Raw genomic sequence first — 18,820 nt, 5'->3', positions numbered from 1 at the left:
ATTAAAATTATCACTCATATCAAAATACGATATTCACGAGTCTAAGAATATAGAATCTGCAGATCATCATTTCCTTCAACCTGCAGAGCATAAAACACAACAAATATAGAAATTAACTACTGGCTTGAGCCCTAGTGTTTAATTGTTGTAAAGCATTTTTAAGGCGTGTTAAGACCCTTTCTTTACCTAATAAAGTCAGTGTCATATCAATAGATGGCGACATACCCGAGCCTGTTACAGCGACTCGCAGTGGTTGTGCTATTTTCCCCATATTGATATCAAATTGCGCACTGATGTCATTAATACACTCTTGCAAATGGTCTTTTTCCCAAGACGTTACCGTTTGAAACCGTTCATAAAGTGCTGTCAGTGGCTCCAAAACAACTGGACGCAAATGTTTTTTTACTGCTGCTTCATCATATTCAATTGAATCAGTAAAAAAATATAAACTCATTTGACACATTTCTACTAAAGTTTTACATCGCTCTGCCTGAATCGCGACCAAATCTGTTAATTTGGGTCCCTTAGAAAGATCAATACCCGCCTGTTCAAAGTGCCAACGTAATGCTTGAGCAACCTCTTCAACAGAATCATTTTTTTGATAATGTTGATTTAACCAATACAACTTTTCATAATTAAAACTCGAAACACCTCGACTCACATTCTTTAAATCAAAGCATTCAATCATTTCATTAATACTAAAGATTTCCTGATCACCATGAGACCAACCTAAACGCACTAAATAATTGAGTAACGCATGAGGTAAAACACCTAATTCTTTAAATTGCAGTACGCTTACGGCACCATGTCTTTTGGATAAACGTTTACCATCCTCACCTAAGATCATCGGTAAATGAGCAAATACAGGAATTGGTGCATTAAGTGCTTGAAACAAGTTAATCTGTCTTGGCGTGTTATTAATATGATCATCGCCACGAATTACATGGGTTATTTTCATATCTATATCATCGATAACCACAGCAAAATTATAGGTTGGGTGTCCATCAGAACGAACAAGAATCAAATCATCCAACTCACTATTTCCAACATGGATTTCTCCATAGACTTCATCATGAAACGTAACAATTCCTTGTTCAGGATTTTTAAAACGGATTACATAGGGCTTATCCGATAAAGGTAAGTTTCTATCACGACAGTGACCATCATAACGCGGTTTTTCTTTAGCTTCTAATTGTGCGGTTCTTAAAGCTTCCAGACGTTCTTTACTGCACTCACAACGATAAGCCTTACCCTCATCCAAAAATTGTTGCGCGACATGATTGTATCGATCATAACGCTCCGTTTGATAAAAAGGACCCTCGTCATAATCCATACCTAACCAAGACATACCATCTAAAATAGCTTGTACCGATTCCTTAGTAGAACGTTCTTGATCCGTATCCTCTATACGCAAAATAAACTTACCTTGATGGCGCTTTGCATAAAGCCATGAAAATAAAGCAGTTCTTACTCCACCCACGTGTAAAAAACCAGTTGGGCTTGGTGCAAATCGGGTTCTAACTGTCATAATCTCTTCCACATTGTAAGGAATAAAATAATCGGGCTATAATAACTGACTTTAAAGCCTGGGTGAAGGATATTATGAGCAGACTTTAGCCCGCTTATCACCCTTTACGTTACGTTGCGTGCGATGCAGGCTAAAATTAAAGTATTATCCAAACTATTTGGTGAGACATTTTGAAAAGCATTGGTATTAAGTATCAACTAAGAATTACCACCCTAATTCCAGCCTTTTTAGTCGCACTGCTTCTCGCTATTTTTTATAATGGACTTTTTGGTAATGACTTGAAGCAGCACATGTCGCGTCTGGGAGAGGCTTACATCCGTCAATTGCTTCCTGCTGCACAATACGCCATGCTGCGCCGTGATGACCGCACTTTGCAAGGTTTAATTAATGCATCCACAATCAATCCAGAAGTGAAGGCCCTTGCCTTTTACAGTAGCGACGGACAACTACTTGCATATCGCGGCGGCAAACATTCGTTGGATAAACCATTTAGTCCGCCTAAATTTACGGGGGATTATATTGAAAGCAAGCAAATTAATCCGTTTACAATTAATTTCATCGCACCAGTTACTATTCCTAAATTCAATCTTTATTCCAATTCCTCTTTTAAGAATATCCTCAGTCCAATGGCTTCGCGTGCAGATGATATTCTAGGCTGGTTATCCATTGATATTGATACGCGCTCGATGATAATAAAACGTTACCAAATGCTCATTGTAACTATCTTTATTACTCTATTTGGCTTGCTTATGGGATTAACCATCCACTATTTTCTCTCCAAGCGTATTTATTTGCCCATTTCTCGCTTGCGTCGGAGCATGAAACAAATTTTACGAAATGAATTCGAAACAGAAATCAAAACAACGAGCGCAGGCGAATTGGGTATCATTGAGCAAGGTTGCACCCATTTGCAGAAAAAATACCTCGAAACAATGCGTGATTTAAATCAACACATCGAAGTAGCCACCGAAGATTTACAACAAAGTCTTGAGCTATTGGAAGAAAAAAATATTGAGCTCTCACTTGAGAAGAAAAAAATAGAAGAAAAAAGTCGGCAAAAATCAGAATTCATTGCCAATATGAGTCACGAAATCCGTACACCTATGAATGGTGTTATTGGCTTTACTAACGTTTTATTGGAAAGCAAGCTTGATCCATTACAATTAGATTATGTCAAAACGATTAAAGCCTCCGCACAAGACCTGCTAGGAATTATTAATGATATCCTTGATTTTTCTAAAATTGATGCTGGAAAACTACATCTTGATTGCATCCCGTTAAATATACGTCATTGTATTGATGAAGTACTAACACTCGCAGCTCCCAATGCCCACAAAAAAGGAATTGATTTAATCCCAATAACCGATGTCAGTGTACCCAAAATTGTCTTGGGTGATCCCTTTAGAATCAAACAATTCATTACTAATTTGGTGACTAATGCGGTTAAATTTACAGATCATGGTTATGTTCTGATTCGCACTAAAGTGGAGCAGGAAACGGAAAAAGATTACACTTTATGCATCAGTATCATTGATACAGGTTTGGGTATTTCTCCAGAAGATCAAGGCAAATTATTTACTGCCTTTAACCAAGCAGATACCAGCATTACTCGACGCTATGGCGGTTCAGGTCTCGGATTGGTCATTTGTAAAAAACTCTGTGAAGAAATGCATGGTCGCATTACCTTTACCAGTGAACTCAATAAAGGTTCCAGCTTTATCGCGAATGTTAAGGTTGAAAAGTTAGTTGCCTACGAAATAGAAAAAAATCAAATACACCCCTTCGCTCACTTTAAAATGTTATGCTTTGATGATAATTCGCTACATTTAGAAGCACTATGTAATGGCCTTGGTTATTGGGGAATAGAGTGTATTCCCGTAAATTCATTGAATCATCTTGCAAGTGCTCTTGAGAATAATAAAGACTGCAATATTGCTTTTCTCAATATTAATAAAGGTTATGAGCAAAAAATTGCTGAAATCATTTCCGAACATAATTATTTCCCGTATGTGTTGATTTCCAAATGGCTCATCAATGACTACACTGCACTCGGTGCACAAGGCTTTTTATATAAGCCAATTAGTATTCAAAAACTACAAGATGTTATTGAGTCTCTAACCAGCCAAGAAAACGTTGAAAAACCAGTCAATCATGAATTAGATGGCTTAAGAGAGCAATTACGTTTCATGCACCCAGACTTGCTCATCGCTGAAGACAATCCAGTGAACAAAATGCTCTTGGATTCTTTATTAGGCACCCACGCCAATATGACTGCTGTTGATGATGGTGAAATGGCTGTATCGGCTTGTAATGACAAAAAATACGACTTGATTTTACTCGATTTACAGATGCCTAAAATAAATGGATTAGAAGCAGCTCGACTCATTCGACACAAATCACAACTAAACCGCCATACCCCTATCGTGCTAATTAGTGCAAATGGCAGTGATGTGAACAGCATTGATCTCAAAAAAGCAGGTGTCGACTTTTGCTTGCAAAAACCTATAGATGAAAAACAACTACTGACCCAAATTCTTCGTATTGCAGATAAGGCAAAACACGCTGCAATTGATTGGCAATTATGTGTGCAAAAAGTATCAGGAAATCAAGTGCTTGCTGAAGAATTTCTTGCGCGATTTGTCGAGGAATTACATAAAAATCGTGATGAATTTATCCAATTAATGCATGATAAAAATATCAAAAAAATAGGAGAAGCGGCACATAAACTTCATGGAGCATGTTGTTTTTCTGGAGTACCTACTTTACAGAAAAAAGTAGTTCATGTAGAAAAACTGGCTGCGCATACCGCATCAATTGAAGAGCTTGCTACTCCTTTTGCAGAACTAATTCAAAGCATTGACGCAGTGATTAATGAATATGAAAATCAAAAAATAAGAATTTAAGCGATTACTTATCTCTTCTCTTATTCTCCCCAAGAGGCTATGAGGCAGGTAATTACTTCAACAAGGAGAAAGAATGACTGTAAAAAATGCAATATATGCTCAATCAGGTGGCGTAACCGCTGTAATTAATGCGTCAGCTTGTGCTGTGATTCAGACTGCAAGGCAATATCCACAACATATTGGCAAAGTCTACGCAGCCAAAAACGGGATTATTGGTGCTTTAAATGAAGAGCTTATTGATACATCACTAGAGAGTGATGCAGATATCGCCAAATTATTACAAACACCTTCTGGTGCTTTTGGTTCTTGCCGTTATAAGTTAAAAGAGGACGGTGATGAATATGAGCGTTTAATTGAGGTTTTTAAAGCCCATAATATAGGATATTTTTTCTATAACGGTGGTGGTGACTCACAAGATACAGCACATAAAATATCGCAAATAGGCTCTAAAATGGGCTATCCAATTATCTGTATCGGCATACCAAAAACGGTAGATAATGATCTTCCCTATACTGATACCTGCCCCGGATTTGGTTCTGTAGCTAAATATGTAGCTATTTCTGCCCGAGAAGCAGGTTTTGATGTTGCATCAATGGCAGCTTCATCAACAAAAGTCTTTATTCTAGAAGTAATGGGACGCCATGCTGGATGGATTGCGGCAGCCAGTGGCTTGGCAAGTCAACACCCTGATGAGCCACCCCACATCATTTTATTACCTGAAGTTCCATTCCAACAAGGAAAATTCCTGAGAAAAGTAGACGAATGCGTTAAAAATTATGGTTATTGTGTTGTTGTCGTGTCAGAAGGAATTCGTAATACCGAAGGTAAATTCTTAAGTGAGGCTGGAATTCGTGATGCATTCGGTCATGCCCAATTAGGTGGTGTTGCACCAGTCATTGCTCAGTACATCAAAACGGAACTGAATTACAAATACCACTGGGCAGTTGCAGATTATTTACAACGCGCAGCCCGCCACATCGCCTCAAAAGTTGATCTGGATCAGGCTTATGCGCTTGGTAAGGCCGCAGTAGAATATGCCATAAAGGGTCATAATGCCATCATGCCAATAATCGTTCGTGAACATGATGAACCCTATCAATGGTCTATTGGCCATGTTCAACTAGCTAATGTTGCGAATCAAGAAAAAGCCATGCCTAAAACATATATTGCCGAAGATGGAATGGGTATTACTGCTGAATGCAAACGATATTTGTTACCTTTAATTCAAGGCGAAGCGTACCCAGACTACGTTAACGGGCTACCTGATTATGTTCGCTTAAAGAATCAATTGGTACCTAAAGTACTTAGTCATATAAAATAGCAGATATATTAGGAATTAAAATTTTCAGAAACCGCTCCACCTACCGCGCTTCATGCGCGGTAGGTGGAGCAAAAACAACCATTCATTACTGCAATTCAAGCAACCCTTATTGGGTTCTGCTACAATAAGAATAGGAAAAGAAGTAAAGAGGACTTCCTTTTCTTGCCATGGCAGGTTGTATCGTTGTTTTGGCCTATTTGTGTTGTAAGTTTCTGATAAATGGCATTTTTTTTGCATATTTATCGTTGTACGAATCATTAGGAGCAAATAATGAAACAAAAAGGCTTTACTTTAATTGAGTTGATGATAGTAGTGGCAATAGTTGGTATTCTTGCCGCAATTGCTATTCCAGCTTATCAGGATTATGTTGTTAGAGCGCGTGTAACAGAAGGATTAAGTCTTGCCTCTTCAGCACAGACTACGATTTCTGAAAATGCCACGACGGGCGCTAGTGCTTTAGACTTGGGTTGGGCCCAACCTCCCCAAACGCCTAACGTTGCAAGTGTTGTAGTTACTCCAGCGACTGGTGTAATTACAGTAACCTACACTGCTCTAGCAAACAATGTGGTTCTTACCTTGACTCCGTCATCTAATGGACAACCACTTGTTGCGGGAACACCACCTACAAATCCAATTACCTGGGTTTGTGCAGTACAAAATGCTGCCGATGACCGTTATGTTCCAGCAAATTGCAGAATCTAATCCTATCTTTTTTAAAAGCCGCTTTAAGGCGGCTTTTTTATTATGAATTTTTATACTTAATGAGTAAGAGTTAAATATGTCACGTAAAAATCGTATTGAAGCATTGATCGAACAAGAGCTAATTCCCGTTTATTTAAGTGTTGAAGATGAATCAGCCAACCACCATGTTCCGGAAAACGCACAAACTCATTTCAAAGTTACTGTCGTTTCTTCACAATTTACTGATTTATCACGAATCGCACGCCATAGACTATTAAATCAATTGCTGAAAAATGAATTTGAACTCGGACTACATGCCTTAAGCATGCATTTATTTGCCCCAGAAGAATGGGAAAATAAGGGAAAAAGCGTTTTGAACTCCCCTGCATGTAAGGGAGGCTTTAATAAAGAAAACAAAGATATATAAGATTAATATTATAATTGTAGCCTGGGTGTAGCGTAGCGGAACCCGATTTCTTAGCATGAAAAAACTTCTTAATCCTGAGGTCCGCTGTTTCTCATCCAGACTGCAATTAAATCCAAACTCAATAAAGCGGCATATTTTTTGCTTCATTTTCATGCAGTTAAGAATAACTCTTTAAGGATTAGAATGAAAATAGAAACATACGAAGCAAAGTTTGGTGAATTGACCGAGCAGGCAATGAAACTGAGTAATCAATTCACGTCAAAAGCTTTGTTACAAAAAGAAATAACCACGCTTAGTAATGAAGCTGTAGTATTTTATAAAACAAACAGTGATCATAAAAAATCTGATTATCAATTAAGAATAAAAATTTTTCTCGAATTCGATAATTTATTGAAGAGCATAAAAAAAGATTTTGACTCTCAGAGCGATAATAACAAAAAAGATTCATTTTTTAAGAAACTCAAGAGAATAAAAAATCCTGACTATTATGAGAATATACCCAGTTCAGAAAGATCAGTAAGCCTATGATTTTAAATAATTATTAATATTATTTATTGACTAAATAACATTTTCTGTACCTTTCTATTCTGTAAAAAATCTGCCTGCAGTATTGTAATAATAATATGCTTTGAATTGTAATCTGCAGGTAAAATTCGTTTTTCATCATAATTATTTAGCTTAAAAACTACAAAATTGATGCGATATGATAAAATAAATAGTAACGTCCATTGCCAACTTCCTATATAATGCCGGGCACTTTTAACAAGTCGATTTAATTAATGAACAACTGGTCTTCTGAAAAAATATCTGTCCTAGCCCTGGTCTTACTAATTACAGGTGCAATTGATAGTATAAGAAACTTACCGGGAACTGCCCTATTCGGCTCTTCATTAATTTTTTTCTTTATCTTTTCTGCGATTGTTTTTTTAATTCCAGTAGCTTTGGTGGCGGCAGAGTTGTCGTCAACTTGGTCTGATGAGGAAGGTGGAATTTATAGTTGGGTAAAGCATGCTTATGGTGAGAACCTTGCATTTTTTACTATCTGGCTGCAGTGGATCAATACTTTAGTCTGGTATCCAACGATTTTATCCTTTATTGCAGGTGTCTTAGCCTATTTAATCAATCCCGAACTAGCTCAAAATAAATATTACTTAATTTCAGTAATTCTAGTTGTATTCTGGTCATTGACCATAATTGCTTTATCTGGATTACGCGCCTCAGCACATTTTGCAGGTCTTTGTGCCATATTAGGAATGATACTTCCCATGGGATTTATTATTTTTCTTGCATTGATCTGGGTTATTAAAGGGCATCCTATAGCGATTGATTTAAGCCTATCTCATTTGATACCGCACTGGAAAGACAGTCAATCCTGGGTATCACTCACCGCTATTATGACCTCATTTCTAGGTATGGAGCTTGCGGCAGTACATGTTCGTAATGTGCATAATCCACAAACGAATTTTCCTCGTGCGATGTTTTTCTCAGTCCTGCTTATCTTGACCACTATGATTTTTGGTTCTTTAGCTATAGCGTTTGTTCTTCCAAAAGAAAAAATCAGCCTGATTGATGGTGTACTACAAGCCTTTACTAACTTTTTCCACGCATATAATCTTGAATGGCTATTGCCCATATTGATTGCATTATTACTTTTAGGAAGTTTAGGTAGCATGATCAACTGGATCATTTCACCTGCTAAGGGCTTGCTGATGGCGGCCAATCATAACTTCTTGCCAAAGTTTATGTGCCAATTAAATAAGCGTGGTATGCCTTCGCGAATTCTAATCACCCAGGCAATTTTGGTTACGCTTTTATGCAGTGGATTTCTATTGTTTCCCAGCGTCAATGCCATCTATTGGCTATTTACAGCCTTAAGCACCGAACTCTATATTATGATGTATGTTTTGATGTTTATTGCAGCCTGGAAATTAAAAAGCAAATTTGCCCATCTTAAGCGACCTTTTGCAATCCCCGGTAAGAAAACAGGCTACTATCTGACGTGCATTTTAGGTTTATGTGGTTGCACTATGACTTTAATTGTAGGTTTTATACCACCAGTAGAGTTTATGAATTTTGGAAGTGCAAGTCATTTTCGCTTAGTTTTTTCTATGGGAATAGCAATCATGATGCTCCCTGCATTTTTGCTGTATTGGCGTAAAAAACACCTTACTAAGTCTGAGGATTAATAGAGAAAAGATTACTTAATGCTTCTCAAATGATGTATGCTCTTCCTCCCCATCAGAAGCGTGAGCTGGGTGAGTTATTTTGTCCATCGCCGATTTGTATTTGGTACATGAGTCGATTGTTGGTAAATCCACTCCTTGCTTTTTGTCAAATAATTCTTTACCAAGAAAATGCTTTGACTCTAAAAATTTTTGCAGTGATGTAGATAACTCACTTCCTTTTACTTGGATTGTAAATCCCAATAATTTACGAGTTTTACCCAGCGTAGTTTTTTCCTGTTGTTCATTAGAAACATGAATGACCTCTCTTACAGCTTCTGTAAGTGATGATTTTGCCTCTTCAAACGTACATTTGCCCTGCCCCAGATCACTCTTAATCTTATTGATTTGAGCCTTTAATTCAACCAGAGCACGTGCCGTTGGATCAACCACTTTCAAACCACGTTCAGAATCATTTAAAATCATTTGCAATTTTTTAGGGAGTGACTGTTTTAAGTCATTCACTAAATTATCAAATTTTTTCAGGTTTTCTCTATTACAATTTATTTTTGCTTCGAGATCCAATACCTGTTCCCATATTGTTTCTATTTGTTCACCGTTAATATCATCTTTTGCATATTCGTCTAATATACTTTTTAAAGCAGAATGTAATAACGCCTCATTTCCAGCAAGTGTGCCTTTCTTATTTAAAGCAAAGATTTTTTCATTGGCATTGGCATATATTTTGTACATATTTGGAGAAAAATTTTGTTCCGTTAATTTTCTATCTATTTCTTGAAGGGTTTGAAAAGAAGGAACATGATATTTTTCGGGATCAGCAGAATAAAATTTATTTAAAACCTTTTGAAACGCAACTAGAGCATCAATTCGCTGTCCGTATGCTTGATAAAGACGGTCTTTATGTAATTGCAACGCCCCATTATAACGCATAAAATCATCATATCGAGGATCACTTTTATCAAATGGGCTAGGTATTGGTTTGAATGACTCATCTAGGATTTTTTTCAAATCTTCTTTGGATTTAGTTTTTAGCTCATCAATGCCATCTAGCACATCTTTAATCGTTAAATGCCCTCTAAATGAAGAAACAAGCTGATTGTCATTTTCAAATAGCCTATCCAAATCTTTTAGTACATCATTATCAAAATTGGTATTCCCAGTGCTTACATATGAATTATGCTGGCCGGTATTCCCACTGCCTACACCTGTATCAGTTATCATTAATTTGCCGTTGATGAAGGCAAAATTATCGTAATTTCCCAAAAAATCATGAAAACCCATAAGCCCGCAAACAACAAATGCTTTCCTCAGTGGGGCAAAACCCGATTCTTGTAATTTCTCTCTATTATAAACCTCTGTTTTTTTCCCTTTTGGTGTATCAAATTGACCAGCATATTGAGATGCGAGCTCTTCTTTTACAAAACCATTCTCATCAAGGTAATATTTAAGGCCGCTTGGAAAGTTATCCGGATTTTTTTCATTATGATATGTAGAATAAGCGATTGTATTTTTGACAGCAGCTCCTTCCCCAAGAAAAAAGTTTAACATCGCGGAATTAGCAACCTCCACTCGATTACGCACATTGTTAATTGCAAAATCTTCTTTAGTTTGAAACTTAATGGCCCCCGTTTTAACCAAAAACATCCGCTGTTGTTTTTCAGCATCAGAGGCCTTTGAATATTCCTGACTGTCTTTGCCTCTTTCTTGCTCAATCGTGGAGGCATTTTCATTTCGTTCACGATACCAAAGCCATCTTCCCTTCACAGTACCACTCACCTTTGGCGCAACACCCGGTGCATCAAATCCTAACTTTTTACCAAAAAACCTTTTTTTATCTATAAAATCTATCATTATTGGGCTCGTTAATACGCTTACAACTTATGATAAATTATAGAACAGGAAAATTTATTTTTTTTAGCAAAAGGAAATTGTGTTTCTGAACTTCTAGAAACAAACAATTCATATCATACGATATGAGAAAGACAACAAAGTATATAGATTGTTCTACAGAGCCTTATTCAAGATTACAACTTATCCTTTTCCTCTAATGAAATAACTCGAGCTTCGTGCTCCAACATAACAGGTATACCATCATGGATAGGGAATGCCAGGCGGTCAAATTTACAAATAAACTCTTGTTTTTTTAATAATAATTTTCCTTTACACAAAGGGCATACCAATATTTCCAATAGTTTTTTATCCACAAAATTCTCCTATGAGTCTAAGTCACTTTATTTCGTACGTATACAGGTTGCGCCTGAGCAGCTGAAATGGTTTTTTGTCCAGAAAACTGAGCAAATTGAATCATGGCTTCTGCTGAAGGGTTCACTGTTATTTTATCGCTAATTTGTGATTTAACTTCCAGTGTAAACTCATCCCAATATAAATCTACTCCTGCTCCAGCAAGGATTATAGATTGTTCTTCTGGGAGTGTAAGCTCGTGCACTGGATTAACATGTTCCTCTGCTGTCCATTGATCTGGAGCAAAATAAGCCCAATACATTTCTTGCATGCGTGCATCCACTACCGCCAATACAGGTGCATGGTGCATTTGTTTTTTCTGGCGAATTGACCAAGCAATTGCGACTAGACTGCTCACCGGAATCAACTGCAAATCATGAGCATAAGCCAGCCCTTTTGCAATACTGCAGGCAATACGTAAACCAGTAAAACTTCCAGGACCACGACCAAATACAATAGCATCCAGCTGATTCATCTGTAATCCGGAGCTGACCATCAACTTATCAATCATGGGTAAAATAAATTGTGCATGCGTTTTTTGGTTGCTTTGTTCATCGCAAAGTAGTTCATTCCCTGTCAGCAAAGCCACGCTGGCTGTTTCAGTAGATGTATCAATTGCTAGCAGTTTCATAATCCAACTCTAATTCTTTAATAAATGTAAGTACTTTTTGTTCATCACGAGTTTTCGGTAATTGAGGTAAACTAGCCAGAATACGCCCACCATAATCTCTACTAGTAAGACGAGGATCAGCAATCATTAAAACCCCTTTGTCTGTATTATCCCGAATTAAACGCCCTACCCCTTGTTTTAGGGCAATAACTGCCCCTGGTAAAGACAATTCGTCAAAACCAGACAAACCTTTTTCTTTTAAATAAGCCATTCTACCACGAATTACCGGATCAACTGGGCTCGCAAAAGGCAACTTATCAATAATAACACAAGAAAGAGCGTCACCTTTGACATCCACGCCTTCCCAAAAGGTCGCTGTTCCCAATAAAACAGCATTCCCTAATTGCCTAAAACGCTCCAATAAAATAGGTTTTGCCTCAGTTCCCTGAATTAATAAGGGATAGTTTAAAATATTGCCCATCATTTGAGCAACTTGTTTTAATGCTTTATGGCTGGTAAATAGAAAGAAACAGCGTCCACCTAAAGCATTAATTAAGGGAATAGCTCGTGATACTAATAATTCATAATAAGCTGCATCCTTAGGATCAGGTAACCCTCTAGGCAAATAAAGTAACGCTTGTTGTTGATAATCAAAAGGACTGGGCAATAATAAGGTTCTCGCTTCATGCAGTCCAAGAGGCTTACAAAAACAATCAAAAGAATCTGCAATAGTTAGGGTTGCAGAAGTAAATACATAAGTACACTCTTGACGCAAAAGCAGACTACTGAATGTTTCCGCAACATCATAGGGAGTAATATGAAAAACTAAAGTATGCTTAAAACGCTCTAACCAACGTATTTTATTATTATGTTCTTGGCTAAAGAACGACAAGATTCGTGTAAACTCCAGTAATCTTTCTTTACACCGTGCCAGTCCAGGAAACTCCGCAAGCGACAGGTCGTTAAAACACGCCATAATGTCATCTTTTAGTGTCAACCACTGGGTCCAAACACTCATAAAGGATTTATTATGCTTGATTTCTTCCCAACTGAGCCGCTCGTCTGCTCTATGCAAACAGTTGAAAAACTCGTCCAGCAACAGATCAGTTTTATGACTTAATGCTTTCAATGGGCGATTTGCGAGATCCATGATGGGCCATTCTTTAATGAGATCATCTAATAAATCACGAAATTGTCGTGTTCCAATCCGCTCCCCATGAAAATGAGTAGCTATTTCGGCAAGTTGATGCGCTTCATCAAAAATAACAACATCCACACCCGGCAATAACTCCCCAAATCCCTCTTCTTTTAAGCGTGAATCAGCAAAAAAGAGATGGTGATTAATTACCACTACATCAGCGTCTAACGCGCGTTTGCGTGCCTTGAGTAAAAAACAGGTTTCATGATTAGGACACTCCGTACTTAAGCAATTATCGACTGTGGATGTTACATAATGCCAAACTGGTGAATCTTCACTCAATTCAGGCAACTCCGATCGATCCCCATTTTTCATTTGTGACAATTTATTGCGTACAAGAGCGACTTCATGAGCACATTGGGGGCTTTGAAACTGACCTTCTTCTGAGTGTAATTCAACACGATATTGACAAATATAGTTGGATCTTCCTTTAAGATTTTGTATACGAGCAGATAATCCCAAGGCCCTCACTAAAGTAGGCAAATCTTTTTGATACAGTTGATCTTGTAAGGTTTTAGTTGCTGTAGAAATGAGCGCTTTTTTGCCACTTAACAAACATGGAAGTAAGTAAGCAAACGTTTTACCTGTTCCCGTACCTGCTTCAGCAATTAAAATCGATTGATCTTCAATCGCTTCAGCAATAGCCACAGCCAAATCAGATTGTGGCTTACGCGCCACAAATCCAGCAATGGCCGTGGAAAGTCGTCCTTTCTCGCTAAGAATGAGCTGACATGATTCAGCAAGTGAGGTGATTTCTACCACTCTTTCTGTAAATATTGAAGTTTATCCTTAACCTCTTCCCAATCTTTAGCATCGGGAGGAGCATCTTTTTTAGCAGTAATATTAGGCCATTCTTTAGCAAGCTCAGCATTTAATTCTTTAAATTGCTGCTGTTCTGGGGTTAAATCATCTTCGGAAACAATTGCATTGACAGGACATTCAGGTTCACACAATGCACAATCAATACATTCGTCTGGATGAATTACCAAAAAATTTGGTCCTTCATAAAAACAATCAACAGGGCATACTTCAACACAATCAGTATACTTACACTTAATGCAACTTTCTGTTACTACAAAAGTCATGATAACCCTTTTTTAGGCTAGAAATAATGAATATTAAATCATAAAAATGCCCCTTTACGATAGTCATTTTCTCGAGTAATTGCACAGACTAAAACTTATCTTTCTCAATTCAAGCGAGTTTATGGTTCACTTTAAAAATCGAAAAAATCAGCGCGATAACTGATACACTTTTCAATCTCTCTATAATTCTTTGAATGGCCAACCAAATGCAATATTTTTGTACATTCACTGCAAGTATTTATGCTCATTTTAGGGGCTTATATTTACAAGAAAAAATCTTAGTGTAAAAAGATTGTCAACACATATTTAGTCGAGTAATTTATCTAATTGTCTTTTTCCGTTGGAGCATCCATGCAATTAAATGCTAAAAAAGAGGGGCAGTCCGCCGCATCGGCAGTACACTCTTCAGGGGAGAGAAAAAAATCATACTCACATTTATGAAATTTTTCCAACGTCTCAAGAACAAGAAGCCGCGCAAGATAATTTCCTCCCGACCAGCGTAAAAGAAAACGCTCAGGGATGAGTTTTTTTATGTAACAAAAATTATTTTTTTACCTTTCATTGAATCAATACTCAGAAACAACAGCAATATCATATATCCTTTGCGGTAGTTGCATTGATTATTATATGGAAATCCTTAATGTTCTTTTTGACCAAAAGCATAAAAATTGTCTATATTTATAAGCAGGAATAATTTGTTTTTTTTATAAGGACTTAATTAATGGAGTTGGGGCAAAAAAATAGGATTATTGAACGAATTTTAAAAGATAAAAGTGAAAATCCTGATGCAATGAATCTGCAAGCGCTTGATCTTAATCATTATTCTGATCTAGAGAAGCTATTGGATCATATAGATTTCCATCAAAATGGTCTATTTAACTTAGAAACCCTGGAAACAGATCCAGAGCAATGGCGAGAATTTTGTTACATTGTTAACTATTCCTCTACTTTTGATAAAATTGGTTCCCCGCCTTTATTAAAAGCTGTTGACTTCGAAAAAGCAGAAGAATGCATTCGTTATACTCTAAATGCTCATGAAATTATTCAGTTACCTAAAGACAATTACTACGCACGCCCTGCCTATACATTACAAAATGCTGATACTGAGTTAGATGATTTAATCGCGAGCAGCCGAGCAAGGCTGTATGCGCTCACACAAACTATTCCAGAAGCCACTCAATTTGATGCCTCTAACTCCTTACAGGTCGCCGCCCAGATTCTACGTCTGCAAGAAGAAATAGAACGATTGCCCCAGAATGACTTAGAAAAAGAAAAGTTAGAAAAAAGATTAAATATCTTCCTAGATCTTAATAATATCAATGGCTTAAAACAAATCCGTATCCCACAAGATAATGGCTTAGCCCTCACTTATTGTACACTACAAGAAAATATAGGTGGCGTAACAGAAAAAATTACATTAATGAGTCTGACGAATGTAAAAAAACAGCTACGACGCCTATGTAATCGCGCAGAAGGCTTGAGTGTGGCGGATTATCACACTGAGAGAGGCCAATATAAACTCAGTACACAAGCCATTATTAAATTACCGAAACATGGAACTATTCAAGAAGTTCAGCATGAAGCAATGGCGCTTAATATCTCTCGATTAATGGGATTAGATACGACTGCTACAACCACAATTACTTATAATGGGCACCCTGCATTATTTATTCCCTTTGATGAGATACAGTTGCTTAGTGATTTCTCTTTAGGAAAAACCTTTTATGCTTGGTTAGTAGGAAAAAGCTATACTCACTATTCAACCATTAAGACCATTGGTGAAGGAATACAAGCAGATTGTTTTATTGATGATTTTGGTGATGCATTTGCCTTGCTTTACCTCTGTAGTGACACCGATGCAATAGGTGGCAACTGTCAAAACAAAGCATTAAGAAATGCAAAATCTCTTTATATCTTTGATCAGTCACTTATGGATACTCACAAATTTATTCTTGATTCACGCATGTGCCTTATACCTGGAGGGTTTCTTAAAAAACACACACGCCATGGTTTAGGAAGAAATCGCACCATTATTGAAGACTCATCCATGCACGCTAAATTTGAAAGCATCATAAAATTGCAGGCAATTGGCAATAAAATTCTCCAATATATCACTCATACGATATTACAACATCAGCAGCAAGCAGCTCGAATTAAGCGACAATTTAAAAAACCTTTGAGTACCGAAAAGCAAAGCCAACTCACTTCAGAATTAAGTGATCTGGTGCTTCTCGAAAAAGACGCGGAAACACTGCGAACTATGATGATAGAGCGTCTCGCAGCAATTGATGACGTTCTTCCGCAAACAGTAGGCAATATCGATTTACCTATGATAAGAAATGCCCTGATCTTTGAAAAACTAATACACAATCCTATATTGTATAGTGACGATGGCCGCCCTTTTAAAAACCCTTGGACTTATAGACAACAAAATAAGCTAAAACAAGTAGAAGAGCTGAACAATGGCTTAATACAGTTGACTTTTAACGACAAAGTTCCTTCCGCAATGATAGATTTTATGATACGCCGTGGTGGAGGTAACTCCATAACTATCACCTCAAGTAAAACGGTAACTTTAAGTAAAGTTCAGTTAGCAGCATTAAGAGAAGACTTGCTTCATCCCGAATATCGATTAGTACTGGATCCCGCTATAAACTATTTGGAACCAATTGATTTGGCTTCAATTAAAGTAGCGTATAAAACAGGAAATCGAACTTATATTATGTACACGATTAACTGTTATCGTGAGAAAATGCGTTGCGATACGATCTCTGTTGATGAAAAACTAAAATGCATTGTTGAAACTGAAGAGCAGCTCAGAGAGCTTATTTTAACTGCTCATGATAGAGGCTTTGGCATGCATGTCATTAAAAAATTCTTTTTTGATGCACAACAGCAATTACAGCGACTGATGCCCCCCTTAAAGGTTCCAGAGAAATTAAATGATGCTTTTACTGCTGCTTTAAAGCTGGATAGGGTCTCTGAATTTAATGCCGTCGTTTTGGAAGCAATAAAACACGATAAAATCAGCGATCAACAATTTTTAAATTTTCTTGATGAATGTTTACAAAGAACAAATGCAGCAACAAATTATACAAAAGCCGGGCAAGAAAGTCTTGAACTCTCCAATAAAGCTAAAGAAGTGATACGTCAATTAGAGGTAATTAGGATGCCTTTTATTACTCAGCTCCTAGCATCATGCCCGCATCAAAATAAATTGAAGCAGGCTGAATCCTGCGTCATTGAAACAAAGCAGGAGAAGAAAGAGGATGTGTGGACAGCAGAATCGACATCAGATTCACTGTCATTGGACATAGTTCATGAACATGAAGAAAACATGAGTATTTTATGTAATTAAATAAGCCACATGAAGTGGCTTGCACACTAAAAGTAGTTAATGGAGCTATTATGCCTATACATGAGAGACGTCAACATTTTCGGGTAGAAGATCATATTTATTTTAACTACCGAGTTATGGAACCAGGGGAACTGTGTCCTGATCGCGCAGTTGTGGATCAACTTTTAGGCAAAAATGGGCAACGATATCTTGAGGCAGCACATTATTTCCAAGAAATTGATTATGAATTGGCTGAACTCACACAAGTCATTGCACTGAAAGAACCAACCATCGCCCATTATCTTAATCTTCTCAATGCAAAAATAGATTATTTATCACGGCAAATGCTTATGACTAATACGATTCAGCTACGTAAAGTCAATATCAGCCTCGGCGGGATGGCCTTTAAAACGCCAGAGCTCATTAAAGAAAAAACATTGTTAAAATTGGTAATTTATACCAAACCGAAAATGATACCTATTATCGTTGAGGGCACCGTGGTTTATAGCCAATATCAAAGCGAACATAATTATCGAACTGCAATATCTTTTAATGGCTTAACCAATGAACAGGAACAAATTCTTTCCCAACATATTTTATTGGCGCAGGCAAAACACCGTTCAGACTAAAAATTAATTTAATAAATTTAGTACAAAATTGCCAAATAACACGTACACTATACTGCGTTTATGATGTTGGAAAGAAGAGACAAATATGACCAGAATAGTATACTGCTGTAAGTTAAAACAAGAGGCCGAAGGCTTATTAAAAGCCCCCTTCCCTGGCGCATTAGGCGATAGGATTTATAATGAGGTTTCAAAACAAGCCTGGAATATGTGGCTAACCCATCAAACCATGCTCATCAACGAATACCGGCTGAATTTAATCGAAGCCAAAGCCCGCGAATTTTTAAAAGAAGAAATGCAAAAATACTTTTTTGGTGATGGTTCTGAAAAACCTGCGGGTTTTACACCTAATACCTAAGTAAATTTTGCATAAGATTGATAAATACAACCGTTAGGCTGGGCTGTTAAGCCCAGCATTTAGTAAACCTCAAAAATATTTTCTTCAAAAATAAGAGCCAATTCAACAAAATGCGGGACTTAACAACCCAGCCTACGTTTGCTCATTGATCTTATAACTAAAATCAGCCCCTCAATCATCTATTTTCTCTCTTCACTCTAAGATGTAATACAAACTTGACACAATAAAGAAACTTAAACTCCACTTTGGTTTCAATGAGCTCAAAAAGAAACGATTAAATACTAAAATAATGATAAAAAATTAACGACTTATTCAGAAAAAA

The 18,820-nt window shown here is 37.1% G+C and carries 15 protein-coding genes; 9 read left to right on the top strand and 6 right to left on the bottom strand.

Annotation, left to right across the window (positions count from 1 at the left end; all coding sequences use genetic code 11):
* Positions 1-112: 112 nt before the first annotated feature.
* Positions 113-1,528 carry a glutamate--tRNA ligase gene (gltX, locus tag Lste_RS05180; protein ID WP_058510011.1) on the bottom strand — a complete coding sequence of 472 codons (1,416 nt, stop codon included), beginning with the start codon at positions 1,526-1,528 and terminating at the stop codon, positions 113-115.
* A gap of 167 nt (positions 1,529-1,695) precedes the next feature.
* On the opposite strand from gltX, the gene letS reads away from it, so the two are divergent.
* The 6 genes from letS (at position 1,696) to Lste_RS05150 (ending at position 9,046) form a co-directional block, all read left to right on the top strand.
* Positions 1,696-4,431 carry a two-component system sensor histidine kinase LetS gene (gene letS / locus Lste_RS05175; protein WP_157070709.1) on the top strand — a complete coding sequence of 912 codons (2,736 nt, stop codon included), beginning with the start codon at positions 1,696-1,698 and terminating at the stop codon, positions 4,429-4,431.
* Between the two features lie 73 nt (positions 4,432-4,504).
* Positions 4,505-5,752 carry a 6-phosphofructokinase gene (locus tag Lste_RS05170; protein ID WP_058510009.1) on the top strand — a complete coding sequence of 416 codons (1,248 nt, stop codon included), beginning with the start codon at positions 4,505-4,507 and terminating at the stop codon, positions 5,750-5,752.
* 270 nt (positions 5,753-6,022) lie between these two features.
* Positions 6,023-6,454: a pilin gene (locus Lste_RS05165; protein WP_058510008.1), complete on the top strand. Its 432-nt coding sequence runs from the start codon at positions 6,023-6,025 to the stop codon at positions 6,452-6,454.
* Positions 6,455-6,530: 76 nt separating this feature from the next.
* Positions 6,531-6,860, top strand: coding sequence for a BolA family protein (locus Lste_RS05160; protein ID WP_058510007.1), 330 nt, complete (start codon positions 6,531-6,533; stop codon positions 6,858-6,860).
* A gap of 183 nt (positions 6,861-7,043) precedes the next feature.
* Positions 7,044-7,388, top strand: coding sequence for a hypothetical protein (locus Lste_RS05155; RefSeq protein WP_058510006.1), 345 nt, complete (start codon positions 7,044-7,046; stop codon positions 7,386-7,388).
* A gap of 251 nt (positions 7,389-7,639) precedes the next feature.
* The gene (locus Lste_RS05150; protein ID WP_058510005.1) at positions 7,640-9,046 is read left to right on the top strand and encodes an APC family permease; all 1,407 of its coding nucleotides are present in this window, start codon (positions 7,640-7,642) and stop codon (positions 9,044-9,046) included.
* 15 nt (positions 9,047-9,061) lie between these two features.
* On the opposite strand, the gene Lste_RS05145 is transcribed toward Lste_RS05150, so the two are convergent.
* The 5 genes from Lste_RS05145 to fdxA form a co-directional block, all read right to left on the bottom strand.
* A complete protein-coding gene (locus Lste_RS05145; protein WP_157070708.1) occupies positions 9,062-10,687 on the bottom strand; it encodes a hypothetical protein in 1,626 nt (541 codons plus the stop codon).
* A gap of 380 nt (positions 10,688-11,067) precedes the next feature.
* The gene (locus Lste_RS05140) at positions 11,068-11,247 is read right to left on the bottom strand and encodes a Trm112 family protein (RefSeq protein WP_058510003.1); all 180 of its coding nucleotides are present in this window, start codon (positions 11,245-11,247) and stop codon (positions 11,068-11,070) included.
* Between the two features lie 17 nt (positions 11,248-11,264).
* Positions 11,265-11,915: a tRNA (adenosine(37)-N6)-threonylcarbamoyltransferase complex dimerization subunit type 1 TsaB gene (gene tsaB / locus Lste_RS05135; RefSeq protein WP_058510002.1), complete on the bottom strand. Its 651-nt coding sequence runs from the start codon at positions 11,913-11,915 to the stop codon at positions 11,265-11,267.
* Positions 11,896-13,854, bottom strand: a complete 1,959-nt coding sequence (locus tag Lste_RS05130; protein ID WP_058510001.1) for a DNA repair helicase YoaA — start codon at positions 13,852-13,854, stop codon at positions 11,896-11,898. Before Lste_RS05130 ends, tsaB begins: the two co-directional genes overlap by 20 nt.
* On the bottom strand, positions 13,848-14,177 hold the full coding sequence (gene fdxA / locus Lste_RS05125) for a ferredoxin FdxA (RefSeq protein WP_058510000.1): 330 nt from the start codon (positions 14,175-14,177) through the stop codon (positions 13,848-13,850). The genes Lste_RS05130 and fdxA overlap by 7 nt, the downstream gene beginning before the upstream one ends.
* A gap of 721 nt (positions 14,178-14,898) precedes the next feature.
* Between fdxA and Lste_RS05120 the strand changes: the two genes are divergently transcribed.
* The 3 genes from Lste_RS05120 (at position 14,899) to Lste_RS05110 (ending at position 18,498) form a co-directional block, all read left to right on the top strand.
* Positions 14,899-17,535: a hypothetical protein gene (locus Lste_RS05120; RefSeq protein WP_058509999.1), complete on the top strand. Its 2,637-nt coding sequence runs from the start codon at positions 14,899-14,901 to the stop codon at positions 17,533-17,535.
* A 50-nt stretch (positions 17,536-17,585) separates the two neighbouring features.
* Positions 17,586-18,143 (top strand): PilZ domain-containing protein, encoded by a 558-nt coding sequence (locus Lste_RS05115; RefSeq protein WP_058509998.1) that lies wholly within the window; start codon positions 17,586-17,588, stop codon positions 18,141-18,143.
* An 85-nt stretch (positions 18,144-18,228) separates the two neighbouring features.
* Entirely contained in the window at positions 18,229-18,498 is a 270-nt protein-coding gene (locus Lste_RS05110) for an oxidative damage protection protein (protein ID WP_058509997.1), read from the top strand.
* Positions 18,499-18,820: the final 322 nt, after the last annotated feature.

This window comes from Legionella steelei (assembly GCF_001468005.1).
Classification (GTDB): domain Bacteria; phylum Pseudomonadota; class Gammaproteobacteria; order Legionellales; family Legionellaceae; genus Legionella; species Legionella steelei.
The sequence above is the reverse complement of the archived record's forward strand: the minus strand, read 5'-3'. Positions and strand labels throughout refer to the sequence as shown.